General features: G+C 40.5%; 15 protein-coding genes. 12 read left to right on the top strand and 3 right to left on the bottom strand.

Annotated elements, in window-relative coordinates; translation table 11 throughout:
• Positions 1-41: 41 nt before the first annotated feature.
• Positions 42-878, bottom strand: coding sequence for a ribonuclease HIII (gene rnhC, locus ACZYT3_RS04890; RefSeq protein ID WP_464087885.1), 837 nt, complete (start codon positions 876-878; stop codon positions 42-44).
• Between the two features lie 66 nt (positions 879-944).
• On the opposite strand from rnhC, the gene ACZYT3_RS04885 reads away from it, so the two are divergent.
• The 12 genes from ACZYT3_RS04885 to yihA all read left to right on the top strand — a co-directional run bounded on the left by ACZYT3_RS04885 (position 945) and on the right by yihA (position 14,220).
• Positions 945-1,613, top strand: a complete 669-nt coding sequence (locus ACZYT3_RS04885) for a CvpA family protein (RefSeq protein ID WP_464087884.1) — start codon at positions 945-947, stop codon at positions 1,611-1,613.
• Positions 1,606-3,906: an endonuclease MutS2 gene (locus ACZYT3_RS04880; RefSeq protein ID WP_464087883.1), complete on the top strand. Its 2,301-nt coding sequence runs from the start codon at positions 1,606-1,608 to the stop codon at positions 3,904-3,906. Before ACZYT3_RS04885 ends, ACZYT3_RS04880 begins: the two co-directional genes overlap by 8 nt.
• Complete coding sequence (gene uvrC / locus ACZYT3_RS04875; protein ID WP_464087882.1) at positions 3,896-5,665, top strand: excinuclease ABC subunit UvrC; 1,770 nt, start codon at positions 3,896-3,898, stop codon at positions 5,663-5,665. Before ACZYT3_RS04880 ends, uvrC begins: the two co-directional genes overlap by 11 nt.
• A gap of 42 nt (positions 5,666-5,707) precedes the next feature.
• Complete coding sequence (locus tag ACZYT3_RS04870; RefSeq protein WP_294560803.1) at positions 5,708-5,908, top strand: helix-turn-helix domain-containing protein; 201 nt, start codon at positions 5,708-5,710, stop codon at positions 5,906-5,908.
• 70 nt (positions 5,909-5,978) lie between these two features.
• Positions 5,979-6,950, top strand: coding sequence for a D-alanyl-D-alanine carboxypeptidase family protein (locus ACZYT3_RS04865; RefSeq protein ID WP_464087881.1), 972 nt, complete (start codon positions 5,979-5,981; stop codon positions 6,948-6,950).
• A complete protein-coding gene (locus ACZYT3_RS04860; RefSeq protein ID WP_464087880.1) occupies positions 6,947-7,693 on the top strand; it encodes a glutamate racemase in 747 nt (248 codons plus the stop codon). The genes ACZYT3_RS04865 and ACZYT3_RS04860 overlap by 4 nt, the downstream gene beginning before the upstream one ends.
• 57 nt (positions 7,694-7,750) lie before the next feature.
• Positions 7,751-8,674, top strand: coding sequence for a GerMN domain-containing protein (locus ACZYT3_RS04855; RefSeq protein ID WP_464087879.1), 924 nt, complete (start codon positions 7,751-7,753; stop codon positions 8,672-8,674).
• Between the two features lie 33 nt (positions 8,675-8,707).
• Positions 8,708-9,172: a metallophosphoesterase family protein gene (locus ACZYT3_RS04850; RefSeq protein ID WP_464087878.1), complete on the top strand. Its 465-nt coding sequence runs from the start codon at positions 8,708-8,710 to the stop codon at positions 9,170-9,172.
• 60 nt (positions 9,173-9,232) lie between these two features.
• The gene (locus tag ACZYT3_RS04845; protein ID WP_464087877.1) at positions 9,233-9,949 is read left to right on the top strand and encodes a hypothetical protein; all 717 of its coding nucleotides are present in this window, start codon (positions 9,233-9,235) and stop codon (positions 9,947-9,949) included.
• 24 nt (positions 9,950-9,973) lie between these two features.
• Positions 9,974-11,266 carry a trigger factor gene (gene tig / locus ACZYT3_RS04840; protein WP_464087876.1) on the top strand — a complete coding sequence of 431 codons (1,293 nt, stop codon included), beginning with the start codon at positions 9,974-9,976 and terminating at the stop codon, positions 11,264-11,266.
• Positions 11,267-11,310: 44 nt separating this feature from the next.
• Positions 11,311-13,626, top strand: a complete 2,316-nt coding sequence (lon, locus tag ACZYT3_RS04835) for an endopeptidase La (RefSeq protein ID WP_464087875.1) — start codon at positions 11,311-11,313, stop codon at positions 13,624-13,626.
• Between the two features lie 3 nt (positions 13,627-13,629).
• Positions 13,630-14,220: a ribosome biogenesis GTP-binding protein YihA/YsxC gene (gene yihA, locus ACZYT3_RS04830; protein WP_464087874.1), complete on the top strand. Its 591-nt coding sequence runs from the start codon at positions 13,630-13,632 to the stop codon at positions 14,218-14,220.
• A gap of 13 nt (positions 14,221-14,233) precedes the next feature.
• On the opposite strand, the gene ACZYT3_RS04825 is transcribed toward yihA, so the two are convergent.
• Both ACZYT3_RS04825 and ACZYT3_RS04820 read right to left on the bottom strand, forming a co-directional pair.
• Positions 14,234-15,430, bottom strand: coding sequence for a hypothetical protein (locus ACZYT3_RS04825; RefSeq protein WP_464087873.1), 1,197 nt, complete (start codon positions 15,428-15,430; stop codon positions 14,234-14,236).
• Positions 15,431-15,742 (bottom strand): PadR family transcriptional regulator, encoded by a 312-nt coding sequence (locus ACZYT3_RS04820; RefSeq protein WP_464087872.1) that lies wholly within the window; start codon positions 15,740-15,742, stop codon positions 15,431-15,433. It lies immediately after the preceding gene.
• Positions 15,743-15,853: the final 111 nt, after the last annotated feature.

The following is a 15,853-nucleotide window of genomic DNA, read 5'->3' as shown; positions in this document are numbered from 1 at the left end:
GATGCCGTGAGCGTTTTGATTCTCACGGCATTTTCTTAAAGTCATTTTTTTAATCTGGCAGTGTTTTTAAAATGCATCTTAGCGATTTTAGATAGCTCGTCATAGCCATATCTTTCAAGAAAAGATGCTGCGAAACGATCGACCTCTTCGCCGGCACCCTTGGGAATCGTACATTGATAATGTTCTTCCATCTTATCCCAGGCACATAAAAAAGCATAACGGGCGATCATGCTGGCTGCCGCAACACTGAGGTATTTGCTTTCAGCCTTCGTTTCAAAGATGAGATCATGGATGACAAGAGGCTCATGTTGAAGATAGCGATAATACAGCTCTTTTGGCGCAAACTGATCAACGATGCATCTTTGAGGAAGGAAGCCGGCCTTCTTTTTAAGATGAATATAGGCCTGATTATGTAATTTTGCTTTTATTTGGTTCATATTATGAGTAGTATGAACACGGTTATATTTGACATTGTCTAAGATCAGCAAGGAGTGGGTCAGCTGTTTCATGAGCAAGGGGGCTTTTTGACGTATTTTTTCATCATTGAGCTGTTTGCTGTCATTGACCTGCAGCTCTTTTAAAAAGGGGATGTCCTCTTTCCTGACCAAGACAGCACAGACGCTTACGGGTCCAAAATAGTCGCCGGTTCCGACCTCATCGCTTCCGGCTTCATCATCATCCAAGGTGTTCACGAGATAAAGGGAGGCATTTTGTCCCTGATAAACAACCTTCTTTGAATCATAAACAGTGATTGTACAATCCTGCAGCCTGATTTGAAAAAGGGCATAGGGTATTTTTTTATCTGAAATAAAATTCTGATATTTTTCTTTTAGCTGTTGAATTTGAAGCTCATTGAGCTTTTCTGTATAAGTTTCCATGTTGTTATTTTAACACATATTTGCATTCGTTGGATAGATGCTTTAAAATAGAAACGAGGTGATTTTATGGTTTTTTCGGATTTGATGATTCAGCTGGTTGATCCATTGCTGCTTATATTATTGATACTGCTTGTTTTTTTGGGATATAGAAAAGGTTTTCTTTCAAAGCTTTTAAGCTGTTTTTCTTTTGTGGTTGTCGTCATTTTAGGATGGTATCTGGCTCCTTCCTTCTCAAAGGTATTTCATATCCTTCCAAAAAGCTATGCACCTTTTCAGGATACACCGCTGGCAGGGTTCTTTTACAGCTATGCCAACCAGATCCTGATTTTTGTGATAATCGTGATCTTGGCTTCTTTGATCATCTTTTTATTGAAGCCGATTGCGCTTTTATTTAGAGAATTGCCTCTCATTTCTTTTGCCAATGCTCTTTTTGGAGCTTTGTTTGGTGTCGTGGAAATGTTTTTGCTTTGTTTTGTATTATTGTTTGTTCTTCATACACCCATGGTTCAAAATGGAAATGAGGTCATTGAAAAAACCTTCTTTCATCATATTGAAGCACTTCAGGAAAAGGTGTTTACATATGGAAGTGAAGTAATACAAGATTTTGATATCATGTCTGATTCGCTTGTTGACCAGGCAAATCTGCAGGAATTAAAAAAGCTGTTAAGCGAGCATGGTTACAGTGATGAAGAAATTCAGGATTTTATAGAAAAGTTAGGGTATTCACATGAATGATGTATTAGAATTAGAAAGAATCAAAAAAAAGATTGCTGATCATACGCAGTTTTCATTAGGGGCTTCGCTGGTAATGGATACCGTGCCAAGCTACGAAAGGCTGAAGATCAAGACTGAGCTTGAACGGACCGCGGAAGCGATCGAGATCTTGCGGAAAAATGAGGATCCTCCTTTTGGAGGTATTTATGATATTCGTGAAGCTGTTGATGTCGCCATGAAAGATGGATCTTGCAATTGCCGTGAGCTGATGCAATGTGCCGCTCTGATGCGGGGATGTCAGAATATGCGTCGCTATCTGCATGAAAGTGGTGCCGGGGTGCTTGATGAGCTGGGGGATTCACTGATGATCGATCTGCATCTGAGTGAAAGGATCGAGTCTTGTATTTCAAGCAGCTATGAGCTGTATGATCATGCATCTGTGCAATTAAAAAGCATTCGCCGTTCGATTGCTGCCGTTACGGGAGATATTGCTGCACAGACGGCTCGTTTTATTCAGGCAAATGCCTCAAAGCTGACAGATACGATTACAACGATGCGCAATGATCGTGTTTGTGTTTTAGTCAAAAATTCCGAAAAGAATAGTGTCCGCGGTTTTATCCACGGGGAAAGTGCGTCCGGTGCCACGGTCTATATAGAACCGGAGGTCCTCTTACAGCTGAATAATCGTTTGCAGGCGTTGAAAAGCAGTGAAGAAGAGGAAATGAAGCGGATTTTATTTGAATTGTCACAGCAGGTAAAAATATGCGGGGATGCATTGATTGCCAATTGTGAAACATTGGCACTTTTGGATTGTATCTTTGCGAAGGCTCGCTATGCCCATGAAATCCAAGGCTGTGTAGCTACTTTGAATGATGAACGGCATATCTATATGAAAAATGCCCGGCATCCGCTCATCGACCCTAAAAAAGTGGTTGCGAATACGTATGAGATGAAAGATCATTCAATCCTTCTGATTACCGGAAGCAATACGGGCGGAAAAAGCGTTACGTTAAAAACGATAGGTCTTTTCGTCCTGATGAGCTATTGTGGCTTTCCTGTCAGTGCCGATGAGGTAACGATTCCGAAGTTTGATGATATTTTTATTGACATCGGTGATGAACAGTCAATCGAGCAATCCTTGTCAACATTCAGTGCCCATATATCCAAGCTGGCCATGATCACCCATAAGGTCAGTGAGCATTCTCTTGTCATTCTTGATGAGCTGGGCAGCGGTACCGATCCTAAAGAAGGAGAGGCATTGGCGATTGCGATCCTGGATGATCTGAGAAAGAAAAAATGCATGGTGCTGGCAACGACCCATTACTCAAAATTAAAATCGGCTTCAGGAAAATGGCCGGAGGTCTTATGCAGCAGTGTTGAATTTGATATGGAAAAGATGCGTCCGACCTATCGGTATATCGAAGGTATGAGCGGACAGTCCAATGCTCTTTCGATTGCGGCTCATTTTGGACTTGATCCGCATATCCTTGAAGAGGCTCGTCAGATCAAGGAAGAAAATGAAACTGAAGATGAAAAGCTGATGGTCAAGCTCAATGAGCTTGTGAATGAAAATTTACAGATGAAGGAAAAGCTTCAGCATCAGAGTGAAGCTTTGAAAGAAAGGGAAGCACATCTTTTAGAAAAAGAAAAGAAATTTGAGGCCAGGCAGGAGGAAATGCTGACAGCTGCCCAGCAAAGAGCACAGGAAATCGTCGAAGAAGCAAAAGAAAAAAGTGATGAGATCCTCTCAGAAATGCGTTCTAAGGCAGATGCCAAGGTGCATGAGCTTTTAGAGATCCGCTCTCAGCTCAATGATCTGGTAGAAGAAAAAGAAAAAGCAGGCAGTGATGAAGTGTTCCACATCGGTGATCCGGTGATGATCAAACGTTATAATTACTATGGTGAGGTTTTGGAGGTAAAACCGAAATATCTTTTGGTTTATGCCAATGGCATGAAGATGAAGCTGGATCCATCGGATTGTACGCATACACAGAAAAAGAAAGAAAAAACTAAAAATAAAAAGGCATCTGTTTCTTCAAAGACCCATGCCCGTGCTTCGATGGAATGCAATGTCATCGGTGAAAGGGTAGTCGATGCTTTAAGCATCGTTGATAAATTTTTAGATACGGCCATTGCCCATTCGCTTTCAACTGTCAGGATCATCCATGGTGTTGGCAGCGGTGCTTTAAGAACGGCTATCTGGGAGTATCTAAAGAAAAATAAATATGTGGATAGCTGGCGTATCGGCGGTGAGGGTGAAGGCGGTACGGGTGCTACGGTCGTAACCCTAAAGGGAGGTCATCATGGCAAGTGATAAGATCAAACAGAAGCTGGAGCTTCTTCCTTTAAAACCGGGCTGTTATCTCATGAAGAATAAAGAAGGCGAGATCATCTATGTCGGAAAGGCCATTAAACTGAAAAATCGCGTTCATACTTATTTCGTGGGTTCTCATAACTATAAGACGACCAAGCTGGTTTCACAGATCGATGATTTTGAAACGATCGTTACTTCCAGTGAAAAGGAGGCTTTGCTGCTGGAATTTAATCTTATCAAGCAGTATCGTCCCCGCTTCAATATCATGTTCATGGATGACAAAAGCTATCCTTATCTGAAATTGACCAAGGATCATGCTCCGGCATTAAGCGTGGTGCGTAATATCAAGGATAAAAAGGCAGAGTATTTCGGACCGTTTCCGGATTCTTCGGCTGCCTATCAGACAAAGGATCTGTTGAATCGTTTATTTCCTTTGCGGAAATGTCAGCATTTGCCGAAAAAGGTCTGCCTTTATTACCATATCCATGAATGCTTAGGATATTGTGAAAAGAAGATCGATGAAGATGTCAGGGAAGATATGATCAAAAAAATCAGGCGGTTCCTTAAGGGAGATACCGCTGATATCCTTCATCAGCTAACCGGTGAAATGAATGAGGCAAGCGAAGCGTTGAATTTTGAAAAGGCAAAGGAGAAACATGACCTGATCGAAGCGATCAAGCATGTTACCCAGCAGCAGAAGGTACAATTCAAGGATCGTAAGAACCGTGATGTTTTTGCTTATTATGAAGAATATGGTTATATTTCGATCCAGAATTTTATTCTTCATGACGGTAAGATCTTGAATCGTTCACTTTCTGTGCAATCGTTAGTGGAGGATGCGCAAACCACGTTTATGAGCTTTATCGTTCAATATTATGAAAAAAATATATTGCCGGATGAGATCCTTCTGCCCTATGAGCTGAACATTGAAGGAATTGAAGAGGTTCTTGATACAAAGATCGTCCAGCCTAAACAGGGAAACAAAAAGCAATTGGTGGACATGGTGAAAGAAAACGCCAAAAAGACGCTTCATGAACAGATCGAAACGCTTCAGCGGGATGAAAACCGTAAATCACAGGCCATGAAGGAGCTTTCTGATTTTTTCAATACAGAAATCCATACGATTGAGATGATCGATAATTCACATATTTCAGGAGCCTTTAACTGCAGCGGTGTCGTGGTATTTAAGGATGGCGAACCGTCAAAGGCGGATTACAGGCTGTATCGTTTAGATGAATATCGAAGTGATATGGATTCAATGAAAGAGGTCCTTTATCGTCGTTATTATCGAAAGCTGATGGAAAAACAGCCGATGAGCGATCTTTTGATCGTCGATGGCGGATGGCAACAGATCGAAGCGGCAAAAGAGGTATTGGATTCTTTGGGAATCGATATCCTGTTAGCAGGACTTGTGAAGGATGATAAGCATCGTACAAGCTCTTTGTTAGATAAGAATGGAGAAGTTATCGAAGTAAAAAAAGATTGTCCGCTTTTCTTCTTTTTGACAAATTTACAGGATGAGGTCCACCGCTATGCCATTACCTATCATCGCAAGCTGCGCAGCAAGGCGATGAACAAGAGCATCTTAGATGATATTGAAGGGATCGGTGAGGTGCGTAAGAAGCAAATCTGGAAAAAATACAAGACGATCAAAAACCTCCGGCAAGCGACCTTAGAGGAGCTGAAAGAATTCCTTCCAACAAGCGTTGCTGAAAATGTGCTGGAGCTTGTTGGGCAAAAAACCTTAGACAATCATTGATTTGTGCATACTATGGTTTAAAGGAGGAATCTTACGCAAAAAATTTGTACTCCTCGTGAAAACGAAGTTTTTCAGTATCTTTTGAAAAACTATTCTACAAAAGAAATTGCCTATAAAATGAATATCAGCGATAAAACGGTGCGCAATCACATTTCAAATGTAATTTTAAAGCTGAATGTGAGCTCACGGACGCAGGCTGTGCTGGAGCTTTTGCGCCACCGGCAGATCGAACTTGATGAATAGGGGGCTTCCCCCTTTTCTTTTATTTACTTTTATAAGTGAACTTGTTATAATCTAACAAGAGGTGACTTTCATGAGAGTGAAAAGAGGTCTTTTTATCGGTGCACTTCTGGCATTATTTTTATGTTGCTTTCATATCATGAATCAACATTATGATGAGCTTTCACGATATCAGTATGCCAATGATGAGAATCGAAAGCTGATACTGGAATATATGACAACAGAAGATATCAATTATTTGATCGATCGGCAATATAAACCCGAAGAATTTCTTGAATATCTGGGCATGCCTCATTTTGATATTCGTTATGTGGATTGGTACAATTACGCAAAAGGTGTTGGCGGAATGGACGATGCTTCTATTCTGGAGCTTGTCGATACGATGAAGGATCAGATGAGTTATTCTACCTTTAAGGTCTATTGCAGCAATTACTCACTGACACAATTAAAAAGCTTCTATTTGGAAGAGAATGCTTTTGTACATGATCAGACATTGATCAGCAATCCTTCTTCGGTTACGAATAAAATAGAAAAGAATATGACGCTGTTTACCTATGAACCTAAAGATTTGGTGGAAGTCAGCGGAATCCCGATCGTGAATCAGATACAGGGGAAAGAAACGATCCAGCTTTCACAAAATGCAGCAAAAGAGCTTGTCAGCATGTGCAATGCAGCCTTTGAGATCAATGAAAAGACCTGTGGCAATATGGTGGTAACGACCGGCTATATATCCTTTGATACACAGGAGCAGCTGTATGAAGAAGCACTGCTGACATATGGTATCGATGATGTTTTTGCGCATGTTGATTATCCGGGCCAGTCGGTCTATCAGTTGGGCAATGTCGTGCGCTTGGTGGTCGCATCGGTCGAAACGACAGAACTGCAGGAAACAGAGATTTCGCCACAGCAGTTATGGCTGATCGAACATGCACATGAATATGGCTTTGAATTTGTCAATGATCCTGCTCGTCCTTTGGAGGAATTTATCCTCCAGTACCATGAAGAACTGAAAAAAAGCAATGAAGAAGGAGATGAAGCACAATGATCACAACCATCGGCTGCTGTGATTCGGGATTGGGCGGCATGCTGGTCGTAAAAGCGCTGAAAGAGGCGTATCCTGATTTAAATATCGTATTTATTGCCGATCAAAGCAATGTTCCCTATGGTGAAAAAAGCGTGGAGGAGCTAAGCAGATATGCCCGTGCTTTCTTAGATCGGTTCAGAAAGATGGGAATCCATGAGGTCGTTATTGCCTGCAATACCTTATGTGCCAATGTCATCGGCGATATTCAAGAGGAATATGAAGACCTTCATATCTTTAATATCATTGAACCTACCTGCCGGCAGCTGGCAGGTCACGGGTATCAGAAGATCAATGTGCTGGCGACACCTAAAACAGTGGAAAGACATGCCTATCAAAAAGCTTTGGGCATTTTTTGCCCGGAGGCTGAGGTTCATGAAATTCCGGCAGCAAAGCTGGTACCTGTCATTGAGGATGGCTGTGACCCGCTGCTTCTTAAAAAAGCAGTGGAAGGCTATGTGACTGAGAAAGCGGATGCATGGGTTCTTGGCTGTACACATTTTCCGCTTATAAGACCTTATCTTGAAGGAAAAGGAGAAATCTTTGATTCCAATCAGGCAATTGTTGATCTTTTTAAGGATGAACAGATCAACGGAGAAGGTAGAGTTGAAATTTATACTACGAAGGATCCGGATAAGATGAAAAAAAGCATTCATACCCTTTTGAAATGTGAATATGATGTAAAAGCAATCACTCTTGACTCATGAGTGATTTTTTTTCTTCTTCTTTTGAGGGCTTAAGCATAAGATACAATGAGGTGGAGTATGAAAAAGATCAGACTTGTATGCACATATGCAATAGCCTTTATCTGTATTATGGCGGCGATTTCGCTTCCAAAAAACGAGATCGAGGTTTTTAAAAGCACGACTCATGACATGGAGGATAAAATTCTTATTTATATGATGAATGAAGAGAATCAGCTGGTGCCTGTTACGCTGAATTATCAGAAAAGTGATTCTGATTGCGAAAACATTCTTCAGCTTTTTCAACTGATGAAGCATGAGATCGGGTCATATGATCTGAAATCACTGATTCCTGTATCAATCCAATGTCTGGGTGTTGCCATTCAGGATAAGCATGTCCAACTGAATTTTAATGAAGCATTTTTTACGATGAGCTCTCAAATCGAGCTGCGTGTGATCGAAGCGATCGTGAGCAGTATCGTACAATTGGATGAAAGCTATCAGGTGGAATTTTTAGTCAATCAGAAGCCAATTGAAAAAATGCCGTTAAGCGCACTTCCGATGCAGACTTTTGATTATACGCTGGGAGTCAATAATTTCAGCCTTGACACTTCCCAGCTCCATCAAAGCGTATCGCGTTCGATCATCGAATTGCATGAGGATGAAGAAAGCCATTATTATATGGTTATGACACGCCGTTATCCATCCTCACAAAGCCTATTGGATTTTGTCAATGAGGTCGTGGATCAGACCTCATTGAGTCTTGAATGCCAACGAATAGAAATTGAAGAGGATCGTGTAGCACTTTATTTGAATGAAGCGTTTTTGGCAGAGGAGGATGTTGTTGAAGCAAGGGTTGTGCTGCCTCTTTTATATACATTAAAAATGAATCAGATCGGCAGCAGTTTCTTGCTTTATGTAAATGATGAACAGGTATGGATGGAAGGAAGCTCTCAATATGATTTGACTTTTGAGGATTTAAATTTAAATATATTTGAAGAATGAGAAAGATTATGTTAAAGTAATGCTGGTGATGATATGAAGATAATATTAATGAGTGATTCTCATGGCAGGAATCATTTGATTGATGAAATCATGGAAAGGCATAAGGATGCCGATGCTTTTCTGCATTGCGGAGATATTGAATGTGATGAGCGCGCCTATCCGAATATGCGTATCGTACGCGGCAATAATGATTACTATGCTGATTTTCCTGAAAAGATGAAGTTGAGGATCGGTCCTTTTCGGGTACTGATGCTTCATTCACATCTGTGCTATTCCAGGGATCGTTTGTCTTATTTAAGCAGGCTGGCAAAGGAGGAAGGCTGTGATACGGTTTTTTTCGGCCATACGCATGTTGCCTGTGATAAAGTGGTGAATGGCATTCGTCTGATCAATCCCGGAAGCTTGTATTATTCACGTGATGGCCGTCCGATTTCCTATTGTATAATAACGGTAGATACAGAAATGCAGGTTGAGTTTAAATTCGCACCTTTTCAATGAGGTGTTTTTTATTTGCCAAGAAAAGGTGTTTATGATATATTATGGAAAGTCAGGTGGGTTATGAGCAATTATTATATAGAATGTATAGAAGAAATTGATGAACTGATGAGCTCCGGCAGCTATGAAGCAGCAGCAAACAAGATCAGGGAAGAGCTGTCAATGCCTTATATACCCATGGATTTTGAAGAAAAGCTGCATGCTTATGAAAAAGAGCTATTGATGCACGAAGCACAAAAAAAGCTTGGTGATGATGAAATTGATGCTTATTTTGAGATGGATGAGGCTCATCAGCTATTGGCTGTCAAAGCCTTGCGTGAAAGTAATATGCGGCAGTATTTGGATCTGATCCAAAAGGGGCTTGATCATGCGAAAAGCAATCTTGTTACGATTTCTTTGATCGAAGCCTGTATCGATCAGCAGCTGAATGAAGAGTTTCATGTTATAAAAGATGGACTGGATATCTCTTTCATACCATCAGCATGTGTCAATCCTTGTGACAGTGAAGGAGTTGAAGAGGGCATTGCAATCATGCACAGCTGGCTGGAAAATGAAAATCCGTCATTGCTGCAGCTATGCATACAATGTATCTATAAAGAAGCTTATCTTCATTTGCCTTTTGAAATAGAAGAAGAGGAGAGCGAAGATTGTGCTTATGAGATCGTGATGTATGTTTCAGCGATGATGGGCTGTGAAAATGAGATGAAAAAATTGCTTTCTGAAAAAAATGCTTCACAAAAAGGAAGTTTTGAATTATTATTATATAGCAATACAATTTGATGATTGAATTTTAGGAGGAAAAACATGTCTACTTGGGAATTAAAAGAAAAATCAGCAGGTGTTTTGAAGACGACGATCGAAGGTGATCAGTGGTCAAAAGCACAGGATAAAGCATTTAAAAAAATCGTTTCTAAGCTTTCACTGCCTGGCTTCCGTAAAGGAAAGGTGCCAAGTGCTATCGCTAAACAGCATATCTCATCACAGGAGATCTTGATCAATGCTGTCGATGAGGTAGCTACGGAGGCATTGGTACAGGGAATCGGTGAACATGATATTCAGATGATCGCCCGTCCATCTCTTGATATCGAAGCGATGGATGAAAAAGCAGTAACGCTTGTTTATGATATTCAGGTTAAACCGGAAGTGAAATTAGGTCAATATACAGATCTGGGTGTTAAAAAAGAAAGCACCCGTGTCTTGAAGAAGGATATCGAAGAACAGATCAGCCGTTTGCAGGAAAGATATGCCGAGCTTGAATTAAAAGAAGAAGGAAGCGTTGAAAATGGTGACACAGCAGTCATCGACTTTGAAGGTTTTAAGGATGGCGTTGCATTTGATGGCGGAAAAGGGGAAAACTATCCATTAGTGATCGGATCGGGATCTTTCATTCCGGGCTTTGAAGAACAGCTGATCGGTATGAAACCGGAAGAAACTAAGGAAATCAATGTTACTTTCCCTGAAAATTATCAGGAAGCAAGTCTGGCAGGACAGCCTGTCGTATTTAAGGTAGTGGTACATGAAATCAAGACAAAGGTATTGCCTGAATTCAATGATGAGCTGGTGAAGCAGGCAAATATCGAAAATGTAACGACTACGAAAGAATATGAGGATTACTTGAAAGAGGATCTTAAGAAGCGTAAGGAAAACGAAGCTGAAAATAAATATACCAACGATTGTCTGACAAAGGTCGTTGAAAATGCCGAGGTCGATGTTCCTCAGGTCATGATCGATGAGGAATGTGATCGTATGGTCAATGATTTTAAACAGCGTCTTGCTCAGCAGGGCTTCACGATGGAGCAGTTCACTCAGATGACGGGCCAGCAGGAAAGCGATATCCGTGCAGGAATGGCTGTCGATGCAGAAAATAAGGTGAAGGTACGCCTTGTTCTTGAAGCAGTTGCGAAAGTAGAGAACGTAGAAATCAGTGAAGAGAGCATTGATGAAGAATATAAGCGAATTGCAGATGCTTATGGCATGGAAAGCGATAAGGTCAAGGAATTAATTTCTTCTGACAGCATTGCCTATGATCTGAAATTGCGTAAGGCAATCGAAATAGTAAAGAAAAGCAAGCCTGCGAAAAAAACTGAAAAAGAATAAAAGACGCTCAGCGTCTTTTTGACTAAATAGGAAGGAGTAATTTGATGGAAGAAATGAACACAAGACAATTTCCTGTGATCTGCACAAGAGATGTTGTCATATTTCCAAATGAAGAAGTAGCTATCGAAGTCGGTCGTGAAATGAGCCTGAATGCATTACGAAGAGCTAATGAGAGCTTTAATTCAGAAGTTTTGGTCGTTAGTCAGATCGACCCGACAGTGGATCAGCCGGAAGCTGGTGATCTGTATCAGGTGGGTACGATTTGCCGTATTGTTGCTACTCATAAAAAAGACGCTTTTATCAGAACTGTTTTTAAAGGCATTTCACGTGCCAGAATTGTAGATATCAAAGAAATGCGCAATACGAAGTTTGCAAGTGTCGAAGTGCTTGAAGATATTACGGGAGATGCCAATGAAGAGCTGATCCTTGTCAGAAAGATCAGTAAAGAGATGGAAAGCTTTGACAATCTGGCAAGCCTGATTTCACCGGGCATGGCAAAAAGCTTTGCGAAGGGTGTTTCCGCAAATCGGCTGGCAGATCATATCGCACAGATCTTTCCATTTACGTTGAACCAGCGTCAGCAGCTTTTGGAAACGCTGGAAGTAAATGCCCGGTTGTTAAGATTGCTTGAAGCAATCGAGAAGGAAAAGCAGCTTTTGGTAATCGACAATGAAATCAATCAAAAAGTGAGAACCCGTGTCGAAGAAAGCCAGAAGGAATATTTCCTGAGAGAAAGATTGCGTGCCATCAAAGAAGAATTGGGAGATGTACCGGAAGCGAGCGATGATGCCGATTCGATTCGTGAGCAATTGGAAAAATATCCATATCCGGAAAATATTAAGGCTAAGGTCCTGGAAGAATTGTCACGTTATGAAATGCTTCCTGCAAGTGCCGGGGAGAGCGGTGTCATAAAAAGCTATATTGATTGGCTGATGAAGCTGCCTTACTGGCAGGCAAGCGAAGACAACGAGGATTTACAGCTTGCACAGCAGATCTTAGATGAAGATCATTATGGACTGGAGAAGGTCAAAGAGAGAATCATGGAATATCTGGCAGTCAAGCAGATGACCAATTCCCTGAAATCACCGATCCTTTGTCTGGTAGGTCCTCCTGGCGTCGGAAAAACATCACTGGCAAAATCAGTGGCGCGTGCATTAGGACGTAAATTTGTGAAGATCTCACTTGGTGGTGTCCGTGATGAAGCTGAAATACGTGGACATCGTAGAACATATTTGGGAAGTATGCCGGGCAGGATCATACAAGGCATGAAAAAAGCAGGTACGATCAATCCTGTATTCCTGATCGATGAAATTGATAAGATGGCAAGTGATTACAAGGGTGATCCTTCAAGTGCCATGCTGGAGGTGCTTGATCCTGAACAGAATGCTCTTTTCAGCGATCACTATATCGAAGAACCTTATGATCTGAGTCAGGTCTTATTCATCGCAACAGCTAATTATCTGGATAATATTCCGAGTGCATTGCAGGATCGTTTAGAAATCATTCAGATCAGCAGTTATACGGAAGTTGAGAAGATTCAGATTGCGAAAAAGCATTTGGTACCAAAACAGGTAGAGATGAATGGTCTAAAGCCAAATCAGTTTAAGATCAAGGATGAAGTATTGCTTTATCTGATTCAATACTATACACGTGAAGCAGGTGTCCGACAGCTTGAAAGAGTTATTGGTACCTGTGCCAGAAAAGCGGTATTGGCTATCTTAAAGGATAAGAAGAAATCAATTACGATTACCAAGAAACTTGTCAATCAGTGGCTGGGACATGAGATCTATGACTATGGCCGCAAGGAAAAGAAGGATCAGGTAGGTACGGTAACAGGATTGGCATATACTTCCTTTGGCGGTGATGTCTTGCAGGTAGAGGTGACTCATTTTGAAGGAAAGGGCAAGTTTGTCTTAACCGGCAAGCTTGGCGATGTCATGAAAGAAAGTGCTTCTATTGCGTATGACTATGTACGTGCCAATGCCAAGAAGTATAAAATCGAGCCGAAGGTATTTGAACAGGAAGATATCCATATCCATGTACCTGAAGGTGCAGTACCAAAGGATGGTCCGAGTGCCGGTGTTACCTTAACAACAGCCATCGTTTCGTCATTGACCAATATTCCTGTAAAATCCGATCTGGCCATGACAGGAGAAGTGACCCTTCGCGGTAATGTGCTTCCGATCGGCGGATTGAAGGAAAAATCTTTGGCGGCACATCGCTGCGGTATTCATACGATCATTGTGCCTAAAGCAAATATGAAGGATATCGATGAAATTCCGGATTCAGTAAAGGAAAGCATGAAGATCATCCCTGTTGAACACGTATCACAGGTTATTGATTATGCGCTGGTCAAATAGAAAATGGAAGTTAAAAACCCTTATTTAGTAATTTCTGCACCCGATTCTAAAAGCTGGCCTGACAGCGTGCTTCCTGAAATCGTGATGGCTGGAAGAAGCAATGTAGGGAAAAGCTCACTGATCAATACGATCACACGCAGAAAAAATCTTGCCTATGTAGGAAATACGCCCGGAAAGACAAGATTATTGAATTTCTTTAATATTGATGATCGTTTTATGCTGGTGGATGTTCCCGGCTATGGATATGCCAACGCATCGAAAAAAATGCTGATTCAGTTTGGTGAGATGATGGAAGACTATTTTGAACAACGCAAGCAGAAAAAAGGCTTGTTGATCATCGTAGATGCCCGTCATGAACCGAGCGAAGATGATATTACGATGATCGAGTATGCCAGATATCATCATATGAGATTGGCAGTCATTGCGACAAAGATGGATAAGCTCAAAAGAAGTGAAATCCAGAAATGTCTTGATAAAATAAAAACGACACTGCAATTAAGCGAAGAAGAACCTCTGATTCCTTTTTCAAGTGAAAAGAAGCAGGGAATCGACCGCGTATGGCAGGTCATTGATGATATGTTAGAGGACAGGTAAATCCTGTCCTTTTTTATTGCCAGCGGATGCTTTGGATGAATTCCTTTCGGGTTGTATCATTCCATTCAAAGTTGGAATGGAAAAGCAAATAATGATTCTCTTTTATGAAAAGCATGTCTGTATAAGTATTATCATCACTATAATCATCGCAATAAATATCTACGTGATCAATTGTCGTTGTGTAAGAAAAATCATGATACTGATTGAGCTTTTTCATGATTTCGTCATGTAAGAAGGTGCTTTTATCGATATAATAGGTATAGGAAAGAGAATTTTCAGAGAGAAAGGCGAATTGGGATGGTGAGCTCATATGAGAAGAGAAATATTTTAATAAAAATGATTCACTTTCATAGTAATTGTTGATGATCCTGTTTCCATAATAAGAACTGTCGATGATTTCTGTGGCTTTTGAAGTATCGTTACCTGCTGCATACATGCGGAGGATCAAACCTAAAATTAAGATAAAATCAGATACATAGCTGAAGATGCGCCAATTTGTTTTGTGATCGTTGGATTTAAAAGCAACGGCAAAACTTAAAAGCAGATTGACAGCGAAAACAATTGCCAGTATTGTTGCCCAAACATCTTTTGAGAACTGGCAGTAAGAAAAAACAAAGTATGATAAAATGATAATAAAGATAAGGACGATTACATGTGTCCGCAATAGGATCTGTTTAATTGTTGAAAAGTGCTTCAATCGTAAAAAGACAGCAGTTAGGAGATAGAATAAATATCCAAGAAAGGTGGCGATCAGAAAGTTGCTGGATAGCAATAACATTCTTCTCGACTGAAAGAAGACATTCGGTAAAAAAAGCGAAAGAAAGATGACAAAAGCGGTTGAAATGGAACGATTCATTTTCTTTCTAGTCTCAGTAAAGTTTCTTTTTTGAAGATCGTCATCGGTTGAGAAATCGTTGTTTTTCAAAGAGCGGTATATTGAAAAGTATTTTGTTGAACAGATGAATTTATAATCAAGTTCTTCATAGAATTCGATCTGTTGTTCAGGGGCATCGATTTCATCATTTATGAAGCCGTTATTTTGATTATATTCAACTGTATAATAGAAATGTTCGTGAGATGAAGCAAAACAGATGATGTAACTGCTCATCCATTCTATCTGCCATCCTTGTCTTGCCATATCATTGAGATAAGCTTCGAGAATATTTTTTTCATAAATTGTAAAGTGAATGATCTGGTATTTTCTTTTCATTTATTCCTCCTTGTAATGCTGCGTGTCGATAAGCATTTGTTTTAAACGCCGAATTTCCTGATTCAGCAGACTGCGTCCATGAGAAGTGATCTGATACATTCTTTTCCGTCCAAGGATCTTTGTTTCTTGGATGATCTCTTCTTCTTCAAAAAGGGAGAGAATGGTATATAGGGTTCCGGCACCTAATTTGATTCGATTTTTTGTTAGATCCTGTACAGCGGATACGATCTCACTGCCACATCTTTCATTATCCAAAACTAAGAGTACGTAGTACATTTGTTCAGTTAAGGTGGTAAGCTTTTTTCTTGGCAAAAGTACACCCCTTTTCTATTAATATGTATGTATTCACCATTATCATAATATCGAATATCGATATTGTCAACAACTATAAAAGTGAAAGAAAAAGCATGAATAAAAAAAGAT

The organism is Traorella sp. mt218 (genome assembly GCF_055420025.1).
The sequence above is the reverse complement of the archived record's forward strand: the minus strand, read 5'-3'. Positions and strand labels throughout refer to the sequence as shown.

Bases quoted from the DNA above. Each gene is read 5' to 3' on its own strand.
- ACZYT3_RS04880 (WP_464087883.1), top strand. From the start codon at position 1,606: ATGAATGATGTATTAGAATTAGAAAGAATCAAAAAAAAGATTGCTGAT.
- ACZYT3_RS04825 (WP_464087873.1), bottom strand. From the start codon at position 15,430: ATGAAAAGAAAATACCAGATCATTCACTTTACAATTTATGAAAAAAAT.
- ACZYT3_RS04855 (WP_464087879.1), top strand. From the start codon at position 7,751: ATGAAAAAGATCAGACTTGTATGCACATATGCAATAGCCTTTATCTGT.
- yihA (WP_464087874.1), top strand. From the start codon at position 13,630: ATGGAAGTTAAAAACCCTTATTTAGTAATTTCTGCACCCGATTCTAAA.
- ACZYT3_RS04865 (WP_464087881.1), top strand. From the start codon at position 5,979: ATGAGAGTGAAAAGAGGTCTTTTTATCGGTGCACTTCTGGCATTATTT.
- ACZYT3_RS04885 (WP_464087884.1), top strand. From the start codon at position 945: ATGGTTTTTTCGGATTTGATGATTCAGCTGGTTGATCCATTGCTGCTT.
- ACZYT3_RS04845 (WP_464087877.1), top strand. From the start codon at position 9,233: ATGAGCAATTATTATATAGAATGTATAGAAGAAATTGATGAACTGATG.
- ACZYT3_RS04850 (WP_464087878.1), top strand. From the start codon at position 8,708: ATGAAGATAATATTAATGAGTGATTCTCATGGCAGGAATCATTTGATT.
- rnhC (WP_464087885.1), bottom strand. From the start codon at position 878: ATGGAAACTTATACAGAAAAGCTCAATGAGCTTCAAATTCAACAGCTA.
- lon (WP_464087875.1), top strand. From the start codon at position 11,311: ATGGAAGAAATGAACACAAGACAATTTCCTGTGATCTGCACAAGAGAT.
- ACZYT3_RS04860 (WP_464087880.1), top strand. From the start codon at position 6,947: ATGATCACAACCATCGGCTGCTGTGATTCGGGATTGGGCGGCATGCTG.
- tig (WP_464087876.1), top strand. From the start codon at position 9,974: ATGTCTACTTGGGAATTAAAAGAAAAATCAGCAGGTGTTTTGAAGACG.
- uvrC (WP_464087882.1), top strand. From the start codon at position 3,896: ATGGCAAGTGATAAGATCAAACAGAAGCTGGAGCTTCTTCCTTTAAAA.